Origin of the sequence: Hymenobacter cavernae (assembly GCF_014641455.1) — a bacterium.
GTDB lineage: Bacteria > Bacteroidota > Bacteroidia > Cytophagales > Hymenobacteraceae > Hymenobacter > Hymenobacter cavernae.
This window is the reverse complement of the sequence record NZ_BMHT01000033.1, coordinates 1-553: the sequence shown is the minus strand read 5'-3', so window position 1 is coordinate 553 and position 553 is coordinate 1. Positions and strand designations below refer to the sequence as shown.

1 protein-coding gene is annotated in these 553 nt (G+C 69.1%); it reads left to right on the top strand.

All coding sequences use genetic code 11. The features are described from left to right. The coding region (locus IEX74_RS23090; protein WP_505678581.1) for a DUF8696 domain-containing protein at positions 1-553 on the top strand (553 nt) is incomplete at both ends.

Here is a 553-nt window from a genome sequence, read left to right as displayed (position 1 = left end):
TGACGGCGGGCAGCATTGGGGCTACCCAGGACGTGTGCGTGGGGGCTACTCCTACCCCGCTCACCAGCACGGCTGCGGCCACAGGCGGCACCGGCACCTTCGCCTACCAGTGGGAAGCTTCGGCCGATAACGTGGGCTGGGTGCCGGTGTCCGGCGCCACCACCGAGAGCTTCACCCCAGGGGTGCCCACCGGCACCACCTACTTCCGCCGCCGCGTGAGCTCCGGGGCCTGCGGGCCGCTCTTCTCCAACGTGGTTGTGCTGCGCGTGCTGCCCCTGCTGAGTGCGGGCAGCATCGGCGCCAGCCAGAGCCTGTGCCAGGGCGCCACCCCCAGCCCGCTGACCAGCACGGCGGAAGCCAGTGGCGGCACCGGCACTATCGCCTACCAGTGGGAAGCTTCTACGGATAACGTGACCTGGACACCTGTTGGGGCCACCGACTCTGGCTATGCGCCCGGGGCACTCACGGCCACCACCTACTTCCGTCGGCAGGCCAGTTCGGGAGCTTGCGGGCCGGTCTACTCCAACGTAATCACCCTCACTGTAGCCCCTCA